The organism is Arcicella gelida (assembly GCF_034931025.1).
Classification (GTDB): domain Bacteria; phylum Bacteroidota; class Bacteroidia; order Cytophagales; family Spirosomataceae; genus Arcicella; species Arcicella gelida.
The window spans coordinates 291,841-313,703 of the sequence record NZ_JAYGIL010000003.1 but is presented as its reverse complement, the minus strand read 5'-3'; the positions used below and the strand labels follow the sequence as shown (position 1 = coordinate 313,703).

The window sequence follows — 21,863 nt, the reverse complement described above, 5'->3', positions numbered from 1 at the left end:
AAAAAATTCCTCAGAGACATCTCTGAGGAATTTTTTGTTCCAACTAGCACTTCTTCCTTCATTAATTACGTAAATGTTCAAACAAAATACTTTGTCAAACTTTTATCAAAGTAAAAGCATTAAGTGATGAATCAGCTAAAATATATTGTATTCTGTTTGTTATTACTGTTGGCCTGTAGTTCAACGGACGAAAAAAAGTATATTCCTCAAAATCCAAATCAAGGTACGATACCTGTTGTTGAAACGATGCTCAAAAAATCTTTTCTAGCTTTGGGAGATTCTTATACAATTGGACAAAGCGTTCCTGAAAAAGAGCGTTGGTCGGTTCTGTTAAATGATTTATTGGCAAGTAAATATCAAATTACACCTCATGATATTATTGCTCAAACAGGTTGGACAACCCAAGAATTAATGCAGGGAATTTCCAGCAGAAACCTTAGTCAGCAATACGATATGGTCTCATTATTGATTGGCGTAAACAATCAATATCGTGGACAAAGCCTTGAAAAGTACCGAACTGAATTCAGAGAATTGTTAAGCATCAGTACGAAATTTGCTAAAAACGATGCTCAAAAAGTAATGGTCTTATCCATTCCAGATTGGGGCGTTTCACTAGCAGGAAGGAATAACGATAGAGCAAAAATATCCAGAGAAATTGATGCTTTCAACGAAGTAGCACAACAAGAATGTAAGAAAGTAGGAATCGCTTTTATTGATATTACAAGTATTAGCAGACAAAATACGGATGATTCAATGTTTGCTAGCGATGGTTTACATTTTTCAGGAAAAATGCACCAACGCTGGGCGATGAAAGTTCAAAGTACGGCAGAAACCATCCTGAAAATCAGCAATTAAGCCTTCAAAAAATCTGTCCCTAAAATTAAAGTAATAGCAATTCCTGCTACTAAACTTGAGAGAATCAGATTCCAATCGTGTTTTTTTACTTTGAAAATATCCAACAACAATGAACTCAACAACAAAGAAAGTAACACAATCAGTAATTGTCCGATTTCTAAACCAATATTAAATGACAAAAGTGGTTGCCATATACTTTCTTCTTTTCCCAACAAACTTCTAAGGTAATTTGAAAAACCCATTCCATGAATTAGCCCAAAAATCATCGCCATCGGATAGCGTAAAATGGAAGAATGTTCTGCTTGGGAAGCTCGCTCGGAAGATTTATGAAACAAATTCATAAAACAAGTAAGGACAATACTTACTGGAATGAGAAATTCTATGAATTCTGAACTGTAAGTAATTAAATTAAGCGTAGCCAAAGCCAAAGTAAGCGAATGCCCAATTGTGAATGCTGTGATTAAAATTGCTACCTTTTTAATATCCTTTAAACGAAATATTGCACACAACGCAACCACAAACAGAATATGATCGTATCCGTTAATATCGGTAATATGCTGAAAACCAAGCTTGAAGAATGTTTGAAAGTCTGACATTTTGTTGATGATTAATTTTTGTGGTTAGTAATCCACAAAAGTAAATATTTTAAATTGATTTTTATTTAAAATAACATCAGGGTACAACTTATTGATTCTGGTAGTAAATTGCGTGAAATTTTAAAATCCATGAAAACCAAAAACTACATAGCATTACTGCTTTTGGTGCTGATTAGCGTAAAAACGCTACTCGTGCCTGTGGTGTATTTGGATTTTGAATTAAGGAAAGAGTACATCATTCAAAACCTTTGCGAAAACCGTTTCAAACCACAAATGAATTGTAATGGTCATTGTTATTTAGCCAAAAAACTTGAAAAAGTAGCCGAAGACAATGCCACTAAAGAAACACAAAAGCAAAGCCAATCTTTCAAGAAAATCTTGGAAGAAGTATTTGATGCCGAGCCAATTTTCTCTCTAGAATGGGCTTATGTACCACTTTCTACAAAATCTATTTACACTTTTCTTACTGAAAATTCAGTAAGCGTTACGTCTTCTCTTTTTCACCCTCCGATTGTCTAATCGTTTCATTTTGCTGGTTTTTTCTTAAAGTATGCACAAAAACGACTGTTTTTGTATGAATACTGACGTATTCTGTGCTTTCTGGATTTTCCTTTCTTATTTATTTCTCAAGAAAAAATGATTGTCCCCAAAACCTGTTTTCGGTTTTTTGTGGACAAAATCGAAACGATTTTATTCAACCAAAATGAAAAATATTGCCAAATTCATCTTCGTCATTTTATGGACGACAAGTACTTCGTTTGCCCAAAATATTATTAAAGGTAAAATTTTCGACAACTCTACCAAAGAACCTGTTGTAGGTGCATCGGTAAAAGCTTTAGGCACAAATGCAGGAACAACCACCAATATCAACGGAGAATTTTTGTTGAAAACTGCCGAGAAAATCAATAAAATTTCAATTTCAAGCATTGGTTTTCAAGCTTTAGAAGTCGATTACAAAGCCGACAAAGCACTGAGTATTTCATTAGAACCTTCGGTAGAAAACCTTCAACAAGTAGTAGTAACTGCCAACCGTGAGGCAAGTTTGCGTACAGAAGCTCCTGTGGCGATTTCAAAATTATCTTCAACCTTGATTAACGATGCCAAGCCGACAAGTATGTACGAAATTATCAACAAAACGCCTGGCGTAGTGATGATGAACTACAACAACGAACAACACGGAATGGGGATTCGTCAACCAATGGGAACGGCTGCGTACTTTTTGTATTTAGAAGATGGCGTACCAATTCGTCCAATGGGTGTTTTCAACCATAATGCCATTATTGAAATGAATGTATTTTCAGTTTCATCGGTAGAAGTAGTAAAAGGGCCAGCTTCCTCTTTGTACGGGCCAGAAGCTGTTGGTGGTGCAATCAATTTTATTACACAACGCCCAACTGCTGTGCCAACGGCAAGGGTTGGTATTCAGTTTGATAATTATGGTTACAAAAGAATTCAATACGGAGCAGGTGCAACTGTGGGCAAATTTGGTTTGTACTTAGGTGGTTATGTAGCGAAACAAGTAGATTCTTGGCAATCAAGAAGTGATTTTGATAAAACGTCTTTTAATGCCAGAGCTGAATACAAACTTTCTGATAAAACTCGCTTGGTAAGTACTTTGGCTTATAATGATTATTATTCACAAACAGGCGGAAGCGTTGACTCTATCGCATTTTACAAAAGAGAATATTCTTCAACTTCTGATTTTACTTACAGAAAAGTATTGGCTACTCGTGCCAAAATTTCTTTAGAACATACTTGGAATACGAATGCAGAAACAACCGTTACGCCATATTATCGTGACAATTCTGTCGGACAAAATCCAAGTTATTCAATTCGCTGGACGACTGGAGCGACGACTGCCAAAGGCGAAATCAATGATAATTCATTTACTTCTTATGGCGTTTTGGCACAGCATTCACAAAGATTTAATTTCTTCAAAGCTCGTTTATTAGTTGGTGGCACTTATGATTATTCAACCAATCCGTATCGTTCTTATACAATCGACCTTTCAGCCAAACTCCGTGCAGATGGAAAATCGGTTGAAAAATATACTTTGGTAAAAGAAAATCCTGATGTTTTTGTAGCCAAGTATGATGCTAAAATCTACAATACAGGTTTATTCTCGCAGTTTGATTTTGAACCCATCCAAAAACTAAGACTTTCATTAGGGCTTCGTTACGACCGCATGTCATTCGATTATTTGAATTATTTAGACAACAATGCCACAGGAACAAAAGAGTACAGCCAAGTAACCCCAAAAATCGGAGCGACTTATGATTTGGGCAACGGAAAAGGAATTTATGCCAATTATTCACAAGGCTTCTCGCCTCCGGGCTTAACGGCTGTTTTCCGTAAAACACCTGCGGGAAGTGCAAATCCATTTTACTATAATTTAACGCCTGCCTATTTCGACAACAAAGAAGTGGGCGGTTGGGCTTCGTTCTTAGACAACAAAATTTATATCGACCTTGCCTATTATGAAATGAATGGAAAGAACGAATTATTGAATATTCGTCAGCCCGACGGTTCTACGGACTATCAATCTGCTGGAAAAACTTTGCACAGAGGTATCGAATACGGCATTACTTATAAGCCAAACTCAGAATGGTTTATTCGTTTTGGCGGAACAAATGCCGTTCACCGTTTTATCGAATTTACGTTGAGTACCAGAGCTTCGGACGTAGTGAAAAATGTAAACGGCAAAGATATGCCTTCAGCTCCTTCGTTTATTGCCAATTCTGAAATCACTTACAAACCAAAATGGGCGAAAGGTTTACGTGCTGCTATCGAATGGCAACGCCTGTCGTCGTACTACCAAAACCAAATCAATACGGTTGTGTACAAGGATAAAACCGCTTTCGGACTTTCGGGCGTAAGCGTATTGAATTTCCGTGCAGGTTATACATTCAAAGGCATTGAAGTATTTACCAACATCATGAACTTGACGGACGAATTGTACGCCAACCAAGCTTCAAGAGGTAATAATGCTACTGACAGAACGACCTACACGCCAGCCGCTCCACGCACTGTGGTGATTGGCTTGCAGTACAATTTTACGGGAAAATAGTTGTGAATGAGCGAATTGTGAGTTAGTGATTGAGTAATTATAGGTACTACAATAATTATACTCACTAATTCACAATTCGCTAATTCACAATTAAAAATCACTCACTAAATAAAAAAACATGGCAAATAACATCATCGAAATAGCCGACGATACGATTCAGAAAGAATCATACTTCGGAGGAATAAAGAAAAAAATCAAACGAAATATTTATCGTTGGCACAGAATCATTGGTTTGATTACGATGATTCCCGTAATTTTTTGGTGCATTTCAGGAATGATGCACCCTTTTATGTCGCATTGGTTTAAAGTAAAATTGGCACACGAATTTGTAAAGCCAGAAGCAGTAAACCAAGCACAAATCAAATTGTCATTGCAAGAAGTATTGAACAAAAATGAAATTACAGAATTTAAAAATTTCAGAATTGTCAACTTCAATAATCAAACATATTATCAAGTAAAAAGAGTAAGTAATCGTTTGGCGTACTTCAATGCAACGGATGCCAAAATGCTTGAAAATGGTGATAAAAAGTACGCAGAATTTTTAGCTCGCTATTTTACAGAAGACCAAAATTCAGCCATTAAAAGTATTGAAGAAATTACCGATTTTGATGAAGAATACGCTTACGTGAATCGTTTGTTGCCCGTTTGGAAAGTATCATTTGACCGTGCTGACGGAATGGATATTTATGTAGAAACTGAACAAACACGTTTGGCAAATTTCAACGAAAATCGTAGAAAAGCATTTTTGTGGGTTTTCAGAACTTTCCACAACTGGGATTTCTTGACAAAAATTTCCAATAACACGCTCAGAATTTCAATCATGATTAGCTTCCTTGCTATCATCATCATTTCAATGATTAGTGGTTTAGTGATTTATGGTTTTATGTGGGGGAAATTCAAAAAGCCACGCAATGCCAACGATAAAGTAGGAATCTTGAGAAAATATCACCGCCAAATTGGGCTTTGGGTTGCTTTTGTCACTTTTACTTTCGCTTTTTCGGGAGCTTATCACGCTACAAAAAAACTCACGCCCGACGAACGCATTAAGTATTTCTATCAACCAAGTATCAAAACGGCAGATTTACAAACGGCGAATTTGGCTTTGCCTTTAGACTGGACTAAGGTTTCAAATCTTTCTTTGGCCACAATCGACGACAAATTGTATTACCAAGTATTTACAAAATCGGAAGAAAAAGGAGCTTGGAAAAAAGAACAGCAAGACAAAGCTGAGAAAATGAGCGAAACCAAAAAACCTGATGCCAAACCGAATGTGGCTTATTACGATGTACAAACAGCTAGTATTTTGCCTGACGGAATCATGCTTCATGCCAAAGCATTGGTTGGACATTTTATTGAACAAGGAAAAACAGGTGGCGACCCAGCTTGTTGCGAATTAGGAACAAGCACAGAAGAAAGCGAAGACGAAAGTACTTTGCCAGCCATTGCTTCAACGGGCTATTTAACTAAGTTCGACAAAGAGTATGGTTTTGTAAACAAACGCTTGCCAGTAGTAAAATTAGCTTTGGCAACCGACAACCATTTGACTTATTATGTAGAACCAGCCACCAGTCGTTTGGCAGCACAAATCGTTGATTCAGACCGTCGAGAAGGACTTTCGTTTGGCGTATTACACAAATTTTTGTTTATGGATTGGGCAGGAAAAGACATCCGTGACATCGCTACTATCTTCTCTGCATTGGGGGTTTTGGTAGTGAGTTTGTTTGGATTTGCTTTGTTTTTGAAGGTGAAGTAAGTTTAAAAAATCTTTTAACATAAAATTATAACAATGAAAAATATTCAAAATATCAATATCATCCTCATGCTTTTGTTTTCATCAATTATTCTATTTTCTTGTAAAGATGATAAAGACGAAATTAATCCAAATGATAAAAACTCAATTACACTTTCTTTCGATAATAAAGTGGGAGACAAATCTTTAGTGCTTGGAACAGGTACTTATACCAACAGTTCTGGCGAAGATTTTACGGTTACTACATTGAATTACTTTATTTCTAATGTCTCGTTCAAGAAAGAAGATGGTACTGTAGTTAAATTTCCGAACAATTATTTCTTGGTGAAACAGTCTGATGCTGGTAGCCTTGAAGCTGAATTGAAAGATGTTCCAGCGGGAAATTACAAGGAAGTTTCTTTTATGGTTGGCGTAGATAGTACAAAAAGTGTATCAGATGTTAGTCAACGAATAGGAGTACTTGACCCAGCTTCTTATGGCGATGATGGTATGTACTGGGCTTGGAATTCGGGTTATATTTTCTTCAAATTTGAAGGAACTTCTTCTGTTATTCCAACGAATGCTACTGGTAAAAGACCTTTCCAATTACATGTAGGTGGTTTTGGAGGAATGACCACAAAAACCGCCAATAATCTACGCACAGTTACCTTACCACTCGTAAATGCGGCTACAGTTCGTAGTAATATTGCTCCAGAAGTACACTTGTTTGTTGATATTTTAAAAGTATTCAACGGGACAACCCAAATAAAATTAGCACAAACCAATCTTGTACATGGTATTACTGCAGCAATTCCAATTGCCGATAACTACAAGTCGATGTTTAGTGTAGATCATGTTCATAATGATGCTCAATAATCATAAAAACACTTCTACTCTTCGTTAAATAGAGGAGTAGAAGTTTAATACAATTAGATATGAAAAATCTATTCTTAAGCACCAGTATACTATTTCTATTTCTGATGGTTTTTGCTTGCTCAAAAGAGCCAGATGTGGTAATAGAGCCTGAAAAACTATTTTATCAGCCCAGCAATTTCCAAAGCCCTGTTTATAAAATAGAGAAGAATCCAATCACTAAAGAAGGTTTTGAATTGGGAAAAAGTCTTTTCTATGATGGACTCCTTTCAAGAGATGGCTCAATGTCTTGTGGCGAATGTCATCGTCAGGACTTTGGTTTTACGCATCATTTGCATGATTTAAGTCATGGAATTGATAATCAGATTGGATTGAGAAACTCTTCATCATTACAAAATTTGGCTTGGGAAAAAACTTTTGGATGGGACGGCGGCGTATTTGATTTAGACCTTTTTGCGATTTCACCAATCGAAAATCCAGTTGAAATGGACGATAAGGTATCGAACGTATTAGAAAAACTAAGAAAGACAGAAAAATATCCTGTTATGTTCAAAAATGCCTTTGGTTCAACAGAAATTACTTCAGAACGGTTTTTGAAAGCACTTTCACAGTTTTTATTGTCGTTGGTCTCTGCTAATTCTAGGTATGATAAATACATGAGGAAAGAAGATGGAGTAGTTTTTAACGAAACAGAATTGGCTGGAATGGAATTGTTCAAACAAAAATGTTCTTCATGCCATACTGGAGAATTATTTAGTGATGGAAGTTTCAGAAATAATGGTTTACCACCAACAGAACGTCAGCAAGTAGTTTATAGAATTGTGGATGGCGTAAAAAAAGCATTTATCGAACCTGTAATTGACGACGGCAGAATGCGAGTAACAGAAATGTCAGAAGATAAAAATAAGTTTAAAGTGCCAAGCCTAAGAAATGTAGAAGCCACCAAACCTTATATGCACGACGGGCGATTTCAGACTTTGGATGAAGTACTCAATCACTATATGAATACCGTTACAGCTACCCAAAATCTTGACCCAATTCTTAATCAGAATGGTAAACTGGGAGTCGTTTTAACCGCTACAGAAAAAACACAGATTATTGCATTTTTAAGAACGCTTACCGACAGAGAGTTTCTAACAGATAAAAGGTTTACTCCTTAATAAATCATCAATATCATGATTAAAGCTATTCAGATTTTTATACTTTCAATTTTCATTATAATCATCAATCAAACAAATACTTTAGCTTGCGAAGTCTGTGGATGTGGAAATGGAGGTTCATTTTTTGGAATTTTACCGCAATCACACAAGGGTTTTGTTGGTTTGCGTTACTCCTATAAAAGTTATGATTCACATTTAAGTAGTGTGAATCTAAAAGCCAGAGAAGATTTCTGGAAAACAGAATTGTGGGCAAGTGCTTATCCTTTTAAAAAAGTACAAGTATTGGCTTTTGTACCTTACTTAATTAACCAACAAACTATTCAGAAAACTGGCAAAGAACTTCATTTAAACGGTTTAGGGGACATTACAGCTTTAGCCAATTACAATGTTATCAATACTGTTAATGATAGTGCAAGTCATCGTTTTAATCATAATTTACTTGTTGGTGGAGGAGTAAAACTACCAACTGGAAAATATAAGTATGATTTATTGAGCGATACAGAAGTGGCTAATGCCAATTTTCAATTAGGAACAGGAAGCATTGACTTTCTACTTAATTTAGTTTACACAATTCGCCATAAAGATTGGGGATTGAATTACGATTTCTCTTATAAAATCAATACTCAAAACAGTGATAATTACCAATTCGGCAATAGGCTTAATACAAATCTGTCATTACTTTACTTTAAAAAATTCAATTCAGATTTTACAGTTATTCCAAATGTTGGTATTTCATTTGAAAATGCTGAGCTAGATACAAAGAATAAAATTAAGAATACACAAACGGGAGGATACTCTACTTTTGGTTCTGTAGGAGTTGAATCGTACTATAAAAACGTATCATTTGGAATAAATTATCAGAAGCCAATTATGCAAGATTTATCTGAGGGAGAATTAAATGCAAATGCAAGATTGAATTTACATTTTACTGTGCTGATTTAGAGAATAGTTTATTTTTTGAGGAGTATTCCATTTGAAATACTCCTCAAAAAATCCTAGTTTATAATTTACTAACTTCTCCGCTAAATAAAGCAACCGTTAGTGCCACAACAATTAATACAATACAAACTAGTCCCTTCCAGAAAAAATTAAATATGCTTATCATTTTAGTTTGAAGTTTATCCCAATATTAAAACCTATCTTATTGGGTTTGATTAATAACAAAGAATTTGAATCACTTTGTTCGTTGAGCGAATAACTAAAAGTTGGCTCTACAAACAAATAAGCATAATCTCCAATCTGACGAGTAATTCCATAAGCAATATTCGCAAAGGCATTCAACTGGTTACTTCCATTAATTTTGTACGCTCCCTCCACTCCTACATTTACATAATGTGAAAGCGACTCACCTCTTAAAAAAGTATATTGTAAATCAACTTTTGTACCTAAATAATAGGCTGATTGTGCATAAACTTTCTTGAGTTCGGCAAAACTTACATCAACACCAGTATTATCTGGCGACTGCACCACTAATGAATCTGTACGAACTTGATAGCTAAAACTATGATTTGTTTTGGTGAAAGTCAAACCTGTTCTTAGCTTAAATCTATCTGATAAAGTAAAAACCAAACCTGCCTGCGTATAAAAACCTAATCTGTCCGCCTCATCATTCACCGCAATTTTGTGAACATAATTCGCATCGTTGCCATTAGCTGTGATGGTGTAATAATTAATAAGTGGCATTGCACTCACATACCATTCTACTGGCTTCGATTCCTTAAAATATACAGTAGGTTTTGGTCCACGATACCTTATTTTCGGTGTTCTGAAATGATTAGTAAATGGATGATACGCTTTTGCATCAAGACTTGTTAACAAAGTGGAACGTTGTTCTGAAAACTTATTTTCTTGAACTTTTGAATTGCTTACTGACTCATCATCAATATCTTCATACTTACCAGAGAATACAGCAGAACGATTGGCTTTATTGCTGCTTTTATTCAGAGAATATTTTTTTGAATACTGATTCACAAAGTTATTTTGCTTTGCATCACCTGCAAGTTCATGTTGAACCTCATTACTTAAATTAACAGGAGGTATCACTCCTACTGCTTTCAGTCTGTTTTGCTGTTCTTTTAAAGTCGTTTTTTTACTTTCTGATGATAATTCATATTGAACTTTTTCAGAAGTTCCATTACTCTCAATTGTTGAAGATACTACTTTGTCTGACTTTTGTAAATGATTTTCCTCAATAATGGTCGATTTATTTTCTTTGTCTGAATTTTCATTGTTTTTCCCTAGCGAATTCTCAGAAGTAGTTACTTTATTTAACTCTTTTTCTTGTGTTTTTTCAACCTGAGCTTTTCCGGTTTCATTACTGATTGAGGAAGGCATTAAATACACACCCATTCCTGTCAGCAATAACAATACTGCTACTGCTGCCATTTGCCAATATGGTAATCTCCTTGCTGGATTAGCAGGGAGTTGAGGTTCTATTGATTTCCAGAGTTTATCGTTTGGTTCAGATTCAAAATCAAACAGTTTATCTCTAAAAATGTCCTCAAAAGGGTCTTTTTCGTTATCAAGTGCGTTCATAGCTGACAATTCCCAGTTGTTTTAATTGCTTTCTGAGTAACTCTTTGGCTCTTGAAAGCTGTGATTTTGAAGTATTCTCGCTCACTCCCAACAATTCTCCGATTTCAGCATGATTATAACCGTCTATTACATAAAGGTTAAATACCATCCGATAGCCGTCGGGTAATTTATTGATAAGTGCGAGCAGTTCTTCGCTTGTAAGTGTTGATAATAGGTTGGGGTAATCATCGTTGCTTAGTACAATATTTTCATATTCTGTATTTTGTTGAAATTTTAAATTCGCATGATAATAGTTGATGGCTGTATGAATTACTGCTTTTCTAACCCAAGCACCAACAGCCTTTGGGTTTTCAAGGGTATGAATATTGTTGAATATCTTCACAAATGCTTCTTGATAGATGTCTTCGGCCTCATCGGGCGTGCGTGTATAACGCCGGCAAACCCCCATCAACTTACTTTTATACAGGTTATAAAAAGCAGTTTGGGCTTTGCGGTCGTTTTTTTGGCAGGCTTTGACTAATTCCTGTTCGTTGAGCATTTAGTGAGTTTTATTAAATGATGAATTATTTTTAAGAGAATACACCATTTATACTAGGTTTATGGGCTATCTCTTTAAAAAATCATCATTTATTTTTTAATTCTAATTGTAAAAGTGGCTTTGAGAATTTCTCCATTTGTACTGGTAACTACATACTTAAATTGATCATTATACTCTTTGCCATCTTGTTGTTTAAGCTTGTACAAAAGCTTTTTGTCTTCAATGCGTATCATGCCATAAGTTGGTTGGGTTTCAATCGTGATACTTTTTATATTTACACAAGCAGAAACGAATAACCTATACGGAATTTCAATTTCTGTTTCTTTTACCTGACTAGCCGACAATTCCATTTCTCCACTTTTAGCATAAGCTTTACAAGTAGGAATCGCACGGATAAAAATCTCGACAAACATTTTTTGCGGATTCGCTCCATTTTTGTCGTAAATCGTATACTCTAGCAAATCATTAGCTTCTTGCTTGGCAGTTTGGGTATATTCAATTTCTGAATTAGCATTTACTATTGCTTTCCCAAACTGTGGATTAACCGTAATTTTCAAACTTTTTACATCGTAATTATCACAAATCTTATCGTTTTCAAGCACTTTTATTTTCTGTGTTGAAGTATCGTATTTGTCAATAACAATCACATCTGGAATTAAAATATTTTTACACCAAGTTCCTTCAATATCAATCCTTACAGCAACTATTCTACAAACTGGATTACTCCCACCTGTGCAGATTTGATAAAAGAAGATGTCATTTTGATAGAAATTATTTTTGGGTGTATAAACGATTTTATTCTTTACAATTTCGACCTTACCAAAATTCGGGCTATCCAAAATGGCTAAAGAACTTGAATCAACAATGGCATTACAGAAACGGTCATTTTTCAGTACATCCAAAACAGTTGGCGTATTTAATTTTACCGTAAAAAAATCTGGAATTGCTCCTGCATTACAAGGCATTTTACTGTTATCCGAAGTAATATTTACTTTAATCGTATCTCGTTTATCTTTTGTAGGGTCACCATTCATCATTTTATAAATCAGCAAGTCGGTTACTTCATTCTTTGTAGAATCTGATTTATAAACTAAATAACCTGTTTTAGAAAATGAATATTTACCGTATTGAGGTGCACTCAAAATTTTTATCGAGCTATAGCCCGATGCTTTCAGAAGCACTTTGGTGTCAATTGCGATAAAATTATTAGGAGGAGTGTAATAATTTTTTGTATCAATCAACGACATAGTAGTGACAGTTGGTGTTACTGTTGGAGCGACTTCCCTGATTTCGTCGCAACCAACAACCAAACTCAATACCATGATGAAAAATATACCTACAAAAATTCTCATATTATTTTTTTGATACTTGTTTGTTGACATACCAACAAACAGTATCGTTTTACTATTTATCTTTTTTTGCCGCTACAAAGCTCCCATCTTTATCAAAATAAACATAGTACTTATCTGTTCCAAAAGTAATGACTACTAAATATGCCTGTGCCACTTCGTTTTTAAGGCTTACATTTCCTTTCACAAAAGTCCAGCCAACATATACTTTGTTTAAATAATCTTTGATTGTCTGCGGAAGGTCGTTTGCCACAATACTCTTATCTTCAATTTTAGGAATAGTTGGTAATTTCGGTTCTAAAACACTGATAAATTTCCCCTTTCCATCAAAAGTAAGTGTGATAATTTTACCCTCTTTTGCAATAACGATTGTATAAGAATCAATTGTTGTATCTTTTACAAGCACCACTCCTTTTTCAAATTTCCAACCTAGATAATTGGCTGAAAGATAATCTTTAATTACTTGTGGTAAGTCATTATCTTTCAAATATTTAACCTCTGGTTTGGGCACTTGTAATTTTATGGCATTTTTATTTTTTAATACCCCCGCATTATCAAAAGTTATCTCGTATAAAACATCTCCAGTTTTGGCAACAACAAAATATGTTTTCTTTCCATCAGAATCCGTTTTCACGAATGCTCTTACAAATTCAAAGCCGCTCAACTGACTTTGAATATTGGCTGGCAACTCGCTTAAAACAACTGGATAAGTCTTAGGAGATTGTTTAGGGTCTGGTTTCTGACCTTTTGGTTCTATAAAAGTAGCCAATAAAGTACCAGTAGCATCAAACATTAAAGTAATTTTTTGATCGTTATATACAATCAAAACCTTGTAAGAAACCTTTGCGTTAGCATCTTTCCCTACAGCTACTTTTTCTAATTTATAGCCTTTATAATTGGTTTCTAAATACAGTTTTATTGCATCAATTAAGGCTGCTTTTGTTGTATCTGCTTTGATTTCATAAGTACTCAAAATCTTTCCTGTGACGGAAACGGTGGCTTCATGAGCAACACCATTCACTAAAAAATCACAACCATACACTTTATTTGAATCAATAGTTGTCACTAAAAGCTGTGTTGCAGTCGGATAATCTTGTTTAATTACCGCTGAAACTTTAGCAGCGGAAGCCGCATCAGTTGTTTCATTTTGGTTTTGCTGACCAAGATCAAGACTTTCCTCACAACTTGTTAAAATGCTAGTCAATGCCAAAGCAAAGACAAAAAGTACTTTTTTCATAGTATTTCACAAATTTGGATTAACACTTCAATTGAAAGTTAAAAAAGACATTTCCTTACATTTGTGATCAGTAAACATAAGAAAAATTTGAGATGCATTTCGAATCTATAGACAAGTACAGGAAAGCAAAGGGTTGCATGAAGGAAAAATAATTTAAAATGGTAGTTATTACTTAGGTATAAGTGATGAATTACAAATGACAAATCACAATATTAAGTCACTGATAAACAGAACCTTAATCCATATAATTCATATAGACTACTTATCAAGCAATTAAGTAGAAATAAGGAATTTTATGCCGAATGTTTAACCTTCTTCCAAACAAAAAAAGCGAATATCACTAATAAAATACCTACAATAAAATACCACAAAAAATTAGTACTACTCAAGGCAGAAGCATCTCCAACAAGCACTGCTCCAGCCCAAAAAGTAGGTAATTGGTTTTCGCCTGCTTGGCTTTGTAAATAAGCTATTTTAGCTTTTTGAAGGGCTAAATCTTTCGATAAACCTTCTGATAAATACTGATAAAATAGTTCGTTTAAAGCATAAGTCGCTTTGTTTTCAACACTCCAAAGTGTGGTTAAAGTGGCAGGAATACCTAAAGTAGCAAAGCCTCTGGATAAACTTAAAATGCCTTCGCCAGTGGCATTTCTTCCTACGGCGGTTTTGCAAGCAGATAATACTAAAAGCTGGGTTTTATATCGATTTAATGCCCCTAATTCAGATAATTTTAGCACAGAATCCGCAAAATAAACCATTGGTTCTTGGTCGCTGTCGTCTGCTTGTGCGTGTGTATATAAATGTACAATTTGATAATTATGTGCATTTTCAAAGAAAGTTTGCTTGTTGGCTGCTTGGTTAACAAAGGTTTTTCCGAATGAAAAATAATCTGCAACTTTCGTCAAAGATTTATCAGAATCTGTCAATTCTGTTTGGTTTAGGCCTTTTTGGTAAGTAACTGGTGCCATTCCAAAGAATTTCTTTGTCCAAGAAAAGCTTTCATTACTGGCATTTTTCAATAAAAATTGTACTGAATAAGTATAACTCAACGCATAATCTTTTAATAAATATTCTGCTCTTTTAGCAGATTTACTCATGGCTTCAAATGGTAAAAAGTATCCATCTTGTGCAATAATTACTCTACCTTTGGGCATACTCAATTTTGCAAAAAGTTGTTGATACAATTGATTACCCACTTTCAAAAATCCTGAAAAATCTTCATTGGCTTGCTGGTTATCAGCACAATACTTTAGAAAATCTTGTGAGTTTTTTTCATAATTCACAAGCGAAATTTTCTGTAAAAATGCTTGATTAGGCAATATTCTCATGGCATAAATTGCCTCGTTCCCTACAAAATACTCAACCAAACTAATACTTCCATTTTTTGCTTCGCTAGGTCTTTTCAAGTATTTTTTTACATCTTCCAAAGATGCTGTTGTGGTATCATACTTGTATTGATAGTAGGTAGGATTTTTTAGCTCTAAGCTTTTTATAAAGGCAGTTTGTTCCTCTTTTGCTTCTAATAACTCATTCTCTAATTTAATTAACTTAGTCCCTTTAATATTTTGTTCAGCTAATTTTGTATTCAATTCTGCTATTTTTTGCTGTAAAGATTTCTCTTTCAATAAATCTTCAGGAGAAAGTTGTTGCTTGGCACTTAATTCATTCAGGCGGTCATTCAATAAAACTGCTTTACTTTTCTCGAAAAAATAAAATGCTTTTTCATAATTTTTCAGAAGGTAACAAGTTTCAATGGCTTGCTCGTAAAGATGGTGTGTTTTGTTTCGCCAATACAATTTTGATTCCGTTCCCGAATGCTCAAAACGCATCAAATCCACCAATTGGTCAGCAAGAATATATGTTTTCAAGGCATTTCTAAGGTAATCTTTTCGTTGAGTAGCCTTATGATATTCGAGCCAAGTATCGGCTTTATCTTGAAGGGTTGTTAAAAAATAAGATTTGAAATCTGCTGCTTGAAGTGACTTTATCGTAGGAATTTCAGTTACATTTTTAGATTTAAAACCAATTGGGGCTACTTCTAATGCTTTTTGATAAAACTCAAAAGCTTTGGGATAATCTTTTTTCTTCCAATAAACTGCTGCAATATCATCATAGATAATTACTTTCATATAAGCATTATCCATCGTTTTTAAAGCCATCAAATAATTCTTGAGGGCTTCGTCATAATCCTGCAAATATTGGTAATAAGTAAAACCGATGTCCAAAAAATTCAAAGAGTAACTATATGTATTGTTTTTAAGTTTATAAATTCCCTGACTTTTACGAAACGAAGCAATGGCATCTTTGTAGCGTTTTTGAGCAGTGAATAATTGCCCAGCCCAGTAATAAGCATAAGGTAAATAGCCAATTGGGTCATTCTTTTCTAAGAGTAAAATTACTTCTTTCAGGTTATCGCTGGCCTTTTCTGTTTGCGACATCATCGTGAGTGTTTTTACTTTTTCAATCAAACTAAAGGCTAATCCTTCATCATTTTTGGTTTGTTTGGCAAAATTGATGCCTAAATCTACGCTACTGATAGCTTTTTCAAAATCACCCATTTTGCTGAAAATATTGGCTTTTTGGGCGTAAGCTCTTGATAAATAGGCTGTTTTGGCAAGATTTGTTTTGGCGATAGCGATACATTTATCAAGGTTATCTAAAGCAATTTGATAATGCCCAAGCTGATTCTCGTACCTTCCTAAATTATAATAGTTAGTTTCTAGGTAAAAACGATTGATATTTTCTTTGGCAATGCTGTTCACTACAATCGCTTTTTTGATATAAGTTCTAGCATTTTCGAAGTCATTATCCTTGTAATAAAAAGTAGCAATTTGCTGTAAAATGGAAGCATAAACAGAATCTTTGCCAAAGCATTTTTCACTGCTTGATAACAAAGTAAATAAGCGTTTTTTTTGCTGAGAAGACTCTAGTTTCGAAATTCTTTTAAGTGTTTCAAGCGTTTCACTTTGCGAAGGGCATACTGCCTTTGTTGATAAAGGAAGGAAATAAATTAAGATTGATAAAGTAAAAAGTCTTAGCACCAAAGTAATTTTTAAAGGTTAGGGTGATAATGGGAGGCTTAAATTAATACTTTAAGCTAAGAAATTCATCGTTTCAAAAAACAAAATTTTATCATTCCTTGACTTCAAAAAAAGAAACCTCAGCCAAATAAAATTCGACTGAGGTTTCAAAATTGATATTATTTATCAAATACCTGATAAGCGAAAAATAAGCAACTTTAGTGAAGTATCATTTCGTGAATAATCATCTTAAGTTGTTGAATCCAATCTTTCGGGATTGTTACTTATTTCGATAAATATAAATTACGTTCGCCATAAACTTTGCGGAAGAAATCATCTTTCAATGAATCAATGAAGTAAATTGCTTCACCTGTTGATTTCATTTCTGGTCCTAATTCCATGTTTACGTTCGGGAATTTATTGAATGAGAACACTGGAATTTTGATGGCATAACCTTTCTTCACTGGATTGAAAGTAAAGTCTTTCAATTTTGCTCCTAACATTACTTTCGTAGCATAGTTTACATAAGGTTCTTGGTAAGCCTTACAGATAAACGGCACTGTACGAGAAGCACGTGGGTTGGCTTCGATGATATATACTACTTCGTCTTTGATAGCAAATTGGATATTCAACAAACCAACGGTACGAAGTGCTACGGCGATTTTCTTGGTATGTTCTTCAATTTGACGAATCACATTTGGAGATAAATCGAATGGAGGAAGTACCGAGTGCGAGTCACCAGAGTGAATACCTGCTGGCTCGATATGTTCCATGATTCCGATGATATACACATCTTCACCATCACAAATAGCATCAGCTTCTGCTTCAATAGCGTTTTCTAAGAAATGGTCAAGTAAGATTTTATTTCCTGGAATATCTCTTAAAATATCAACAACGTGCTGTTCTAACTCTTGTTCGTTAATCACGATTTTCATTGATTGTCCACCCAATACGTAAGAAGGACGAACTAACAATGGATAACCTAATTTACGCCCCAACTCTACAGCATTATCTGCATCTTCGCACACGCCGAATTTAGGGAAAGGAATATTGTTTTCTTGTAAAAGTGTTGAGAATGCACCTCTATCCTCAGCTAAATCTAGGGCTTCAAACGAAGTACCGATGATTTTGATACCGTGTTTAGTAAGTTTCTCAGCCAATTTCAAGGCAGTTTGTCCACCTAATTGTACGATTACTCCTTCTGGTTTTTCGTGCTGAATGATGTCATAAACGTGTTCCCAGAAAACTGGTTCGAAGTATAATTTATCAGCAATATCAAAGTCAGTTGAAACCGTTTCAGGGTTCGAGTTAATCATGATAGCTTCGTAACCCGCTTCTTTAGCAGCCAAGATTCCGTGAACACATGAGTAATCAAATTCAATACCTTGTCCGATACGGTTTGGTCCCGAACCTAAAACTACTACTTTTTTCTTATCTGTTTTTACCGATTCATTATCCAACGTAGCTGAACCTTGCGAGAAAGTAGAGTAGAAATAAGGCGTTTTTGCTTCAAATTCAGCGGCACAAGTATCTACACATTTGTAAACACGCTTGATACCAAGGCTATTTCTCTTTTCATATACTTCAGATTCTAAGCAACGTAAAGAGTAAGCAATTTGGCGGTCGGCAAAACCTTTATGTTTCGCTTCTTCTAACAATTCCTTCGGAACTGAGCTTAAAGTATATTTCTCTAAAGTATTTTCAATTCTTACTAAATCTTCAATTTGGTATAAGAACCATTTGTCGATTTTTGTAGTTTGTTGAATCGTTTTGAAAGAAATACCCATTTTGAAGGCATCATAAATATGGAACAAACGATTCCAAGATGGATTCCCTAAAGACTGCATGATAGCATCTTGGTCAACCAAACCTTTACCGTCAGCACCTAAACCATTTCTTTTGATTTCTAATGATTGACAAGCCTTTTGAAGTGCTTCTTGGAAGTTGCGACCGATACCCATTGTTTCACCAACAGATTTCATTTGCAAGCCCAAAGTTTTATCAGCCCCTTTAAATTTGTCAAAATTCCAACGTGGTACTTTTACTACAACGTAGTCGAGAGCTGGCTCGAAGTATGCTGAAGTAGTACCAGTAATTGCATTCGTTAATTCATCCAAGTTGTAACCGATTGCCATTTTAGCTGCAATTTTGGCAATTGGATAACCAGTAGCTTTTGAAGCCAAAGCAGATGAACGAGATACACGTGGATTGATTTCGATAGCGATGATGTCGTCGTTTTCTGGATTTAAAGAGAACTGAACGTTACATCCACCCGCAAACTGACCAATCGCATTCATCATTTTAATTGCCATGTCACGCATTCTCTGATAGATTGTATCAGGTAAAGTCATGGCAGGGGCAACTGTGATTGAGTCTCCAGTATGAATCCCCATCGGGTCGAAGTTCTCAATCGAACAAATGATAATTACGTTTCCTAAATTATCACGTAATAATTCTAATTCGTATTCTTTCCAACCCATGATAGACTGCTCTACCAATACTTCGTGTGTTGGCGAAGCGTGCAAACCCTTGTTCAAGGCAGCATCAAAATCTTTTGGATTGTGTACAAAACCTCCACCAGTTCCACCCAAAGTAAATGAAGGACGAATTACCAATGGGAAACCAGTTTCTTGTGCAATCTCTTTACCTTCCAAAAACGAGCGAGCGGTACGTCCTTTACAAACGCCTACACCAATTTCAATCATTTTCAAACGAAACTTCTCACGGTCTTCAGTCGTCTCGATTGCTTTAATATCAACACCAATAATACGAACACCGTATTTTTCCCAAATCCCCGAAGCATCACAATCAATCGCTAAATTCAAGGCTGTTTGTCCACCCATTGTTGGTAAAACAGCATCAATTGGAGTACCTTCAGCTTGATGTTTTTCTAAGATTTCAATGATTGAATTCTTATCAAGTGGTTTTAGATAGACATAATCCGCATTAAGTGGATCTGTCATAATCGTAGCGGGATTGGAATTAATTAAAGCAACTTTGATACCTTCTTCTCGGAGTGAACGAGCTGCCTGCGAACCTGAGTAGTCGAACTCGCAAGCCTGACCGATGATAATTGGACCTGAACCGATAATCAAAACGGACTTGATGGATGAATCTTTTGGCACTTTTTGTATTAGTTTTTGAGTTGGATAGTTTTAACTATATTATTCCTAAGATACTTACTTCCCAATGTTCCACAACTAGAACAATATCCAAGAATTAAAAATTAAAACCACTGATTTTGGAAAGCTTTGTGGTAATTTTTGAAGAGATACTTAACAAGGAGACTGAAATAATGGATAAAATCAACGAAACTTCGCTAACGTATCCCCAAAAATTGTACAAAGGTAATAGAAACAGACGAAAGTAAAAGACTAAGATTTTATTTTAACGATAAATTAAAATTATTCTTCGCTTAATTATATTTCCAAAAACCCCTTCAGGAAGCGATAGGAGCATAATTTTGCTTTAAAAAATTATATTATATACTTAAAATATGATATTAATTTGATAAACTTTATCTTTGTTGCATAAAGTGCATTTTAATAACCATATTTTTTCAAATGAAAGTCACATTCTTACTTTTTATAAAATTTATATTATTGCTAAGTTTTAACTGCCTTTCTCAAAAAAGGGTAGAAATATTATTAATTGGCACATCCCATAACTACGAACTTAACGTAAACAACGATTTTGAGTACGTTAAAGATGCCGTTAGGAATTTCAAACCAGATATTTTTTGTACTGAATACCTCTCTAAAGAAAATGAGCCTCAATCAGTCATTGAAGCTTATTATGGGGAACGCATGATGCAAAGAAGAGACATGCTACTAGCTAAAAATGTGATGGCTGAAAAGGATATTCCTGAAATCATCAAAAAAAGTTATAAAACTCTCAAGACAAATCCAGAATCTCAGCAAGCTAGAGTAGATTTAGCACACGCTTTGTATGTGAGCGAAGACTTAGGTAATGCACATTATCAGATTTACCAATTAATGAAAGCCAATTTGAATAAGGAACAAAGTGAGTATTTAAGCAAAACTTTTGATTTTCAAGATTCGCTTGTTAAATATACCTGCCGAAAAAACAATGAATATACTAACCTTGTTTTTCCGTTGGCTGTTGAGATGAATGTTCAAAAATTATATGGTTTCGACTGCCAACGTTTTGACCCACTATGGAATTCAGCTTGGGAGAAATCGGACAGCCTTTATACTGTATTTGAAGATAAGCTAAAGTCAGATACTAACGACTTGAATAGCATGAAGTCGTTAAAAATGATAGATACTTTTACAAAAGAATATTATGCAAGCCAAAAAAGACTACGTGCTGCCTATCAAGAGGGTACACAAATTCATTTTTTTAATACCAAAGAATTTGATGATTTAGCCGAATGGGGAGATTTTTCAAGAGAAGACATTTCTCAATTAGAAGGTTTTCCGTTGGAAGCCTATCAAGAAAAAAGAAAATACTGGCAACTACGCAACGAGCAAATGGTACAAAATATACTGAAAGCTGTGAAACAAAGTAAAGCTAAAAAGGTGGTAGTTTTTGTAGGGGCTTCGCATAGACGATTACTTTCACAAATGTTTGAACGTAATCCGAATGTAAGCATCAAGACAATTGACCAAGTTAATTAGACTTCCTTTATTATATTTTCAGCAAATAAGGCTTCTGTACAACACGGAAGCCTTATTTTGTATTATTCCAATATTAACTATATCATATTTAATTTCATTTAATATTTGAAACATTTTTTGTTAACGTCCTGTTTTTCAAATAATTCAATATCTACTATTTAAGCGAATTCATCTGTTTATTTTAGAGGAAGCGGTCATTTTATCTTTCGTGTTTCCAATAAATTATCATTAAATTTGCAGCATATTCAAAGTATTAAGACTATT

The 21,863-nt window shown here is 34.7% G+C and carries 15 protein-coding genes; 8 read left to right on the top strand and 7 right to left on the bottom strand.

Annotated features, from left to right (window positions below):
- Positions 1–126 precede the first annotated feature (126 nt).
- Complete coding sequence (locus tag VB776_RS03135) at positions 127–855, top strand: SGNH/GDSL hydrolase family protein (protein ID WP_323325932.1); 729 nt, start codon at positions 127–129, stop codon at positions 853–855.
- Here the strand turns inward: VB776_RS03135 and VB776_RS03130 are convergent.
- Positions 852–1,451, bottom strand: coding sequence for a HupE/UreJ family protein (locus VB776_RS03130; protein ID WP_323325929.1), 600 nt, complete (start codon positions 1,449–1,451; stop codon positions 852–854). The genes VB776_RS03135 and VB776_RS03130 overlap by 4 nt on opposite strands.
- 129 nt (positions 1,452–1,580) lie before the next feature.
- Between VB776_RS03130 and VB776_RS03125 the strand changes: the two genes are divergently transcribed.
- The 6 genes from VB776_RS03125 (at position 1,581) to VB776_RS03100 (ending at position 9,222) form a co-directional block, all read left to right on the top strand.
- Positions 1,581–1,970, top strand: coding sequence for a hypothetical protein (locus VB776_RS03125; RefSeq protein ID WP_323325927.1), 390 nt, complete (start codon positions 1,581–1,583; stop codon positions 1,968–1,970).
- 184 nt (positions 1,971–2,154) lie between these two features.
- Positions 2,155–4,518 (top strand): TonB-dependent receptor, encoded by a 2,364-nt coding sequence (locus VB776_RS03120; RefSeq protein ID WP_323325926.1) that lies wholly within the window; start codon positions 2,155–2,157, stop codon positions 4,516–4,518.
- 118 nt (positions 4,519–4,636) lie between these two features.
- On the top strand, positions 4,637–6,271 hold the full coding sequence (locus tag VB776_RS03115) for a PepSY-associated TM helix domain-containing protein (protein WP_323325925.1): 1,635 nt from the start codon (positions 4,637–4,639) through the stop codon (positions 6,269–6,271).
- Positions 6,272–6,304: 33 nt separating this feature from the next.
- Positions 6,305–7,123 (top strand): MbnP family protein, encoded by an 819-nt coding sequence (locus VB776_RS03110; protein ID WP_323325923.1) that lies wholly within the window; start codon positions 6,305–6,307, stop codon positions 7,121–7,123.
- Positions 7,124–7,182: 59 nt separating this feature from the next.
- Entirely contained in the window at positions 7,183–8,280 is a 1,098-nt protein-coding gene (locus tag VB776_RS03105; RefSeq protein WP_323325921.1) for a cytochrome-c peroxidase, read from the top strand.
- Positions 8,281–8,295: 15 nt separating this feature from the next.
- Positions 8,296–9,222, top strand: a complete 927-nt coding sequence (locus tag VB776_RS03100; protein WP_323325918.1) for a transporter — start codon at positions 8,296–8,298, stop codon at positions 9,220–9,222.
- A gap of 159 nt (positions 9,223–9,381) precedes the next feature.
- Here VB776_RS03100 and VB776_RS03095 read toward each other — a convergent pair whose 3' ends face one another.
- From VB776_RS03095 to carB, 6 genes are all read right to left on the bottom strand, one after another.
- Positions 9,382–10,815: a hypothetical protein gene (locus VB776_RS03095; protein WP_323325916.1), complete on the bottom strand. Its 1,434-nt coding sequence runs from the start codon at positions 10,813–10,815 to the stop codon at positions 9,382–9,384.
- Positions 10,802–11,353 (bottom strand): RNA polymerase sigma factor, encoded by a 552-nt coding sequence (locus VB776_RS03090; protein WP_323325915.1) that lies wholly within the window; start codon positions 11,351–11,353, stop codon positions 10,802–10,804. The genes VB776_RS03095 and VB776_RS03090 overlap by 14 nt, the downstream gene beginning before the upstream one ends.
- Before the next feature lie 89 nt (positions 11,354–11,442).
- Positions 11,443–12,705, bottom strand: a complete 1,263-nt coding sequence (locus tag VB776_RS03085; RefSeq protein ID WP_323325913.1) for an Ig-like domain-containing protein — start codon at positions 12,703–12,705, stop codon at positions 11,443–11,445.
- Between the two features lie 52 nt (positions 12,706–12,757).
- Positions 12,758–13,939 (bottom strand): hypothetical protein, encoded by a 1,182-nt coding sequence (locus VB776_RS03080; RefSeq protein ID WP_323325911.1) that lies wholly within the window; start codon positions 13,937–13,939, stop codon positions 12,758–12,760.
- A gap of 293 nt (positions 13,940–14,232) precedes the next feature.
- A complete protein-coding gene (locus tag VB776_RS03075; RefSeq protein ID WP_323325909.1) occupies positions 14,233–16,980 on the bottom strand; it encodes a CHAT domain-containing protein in 2,748 nt (915 codons plus the stop codon).
- Positions 16,981–17,243: 263 nt separating this feature from the next.
- Positions 17,244–20,084 (bottom strand): carbamoyl-phosphate synthase large subunit, encoded by a 2,841-nt coding sequence (carB, locus tag VB776_RS03070; protein ID WP_323325907.1) that lies wholly within the window; start codon positions 20,082–20,084, stop codon positions 17,244–17,246.
- A 438-nt stretch (positions 20,085–20,522) separates the two neighbouring features.
- Here carB and VB776_RS03065 point away from each other — a divergent pair, with 438 nt between their 5' ends.
- Positions 20,523–21,599 (top strand): DUF5694 domain-containing protein, encoded by a 1,077-nt coding sequence (locus VB776_RS03065; protein WP_323325905.1) that lies wholly within the window; start codon positions 20,523–20,525, stop codon positions 21,597–21,599.
- Positions 21,600–21,863: the final 264 nt, after the last annotated feature.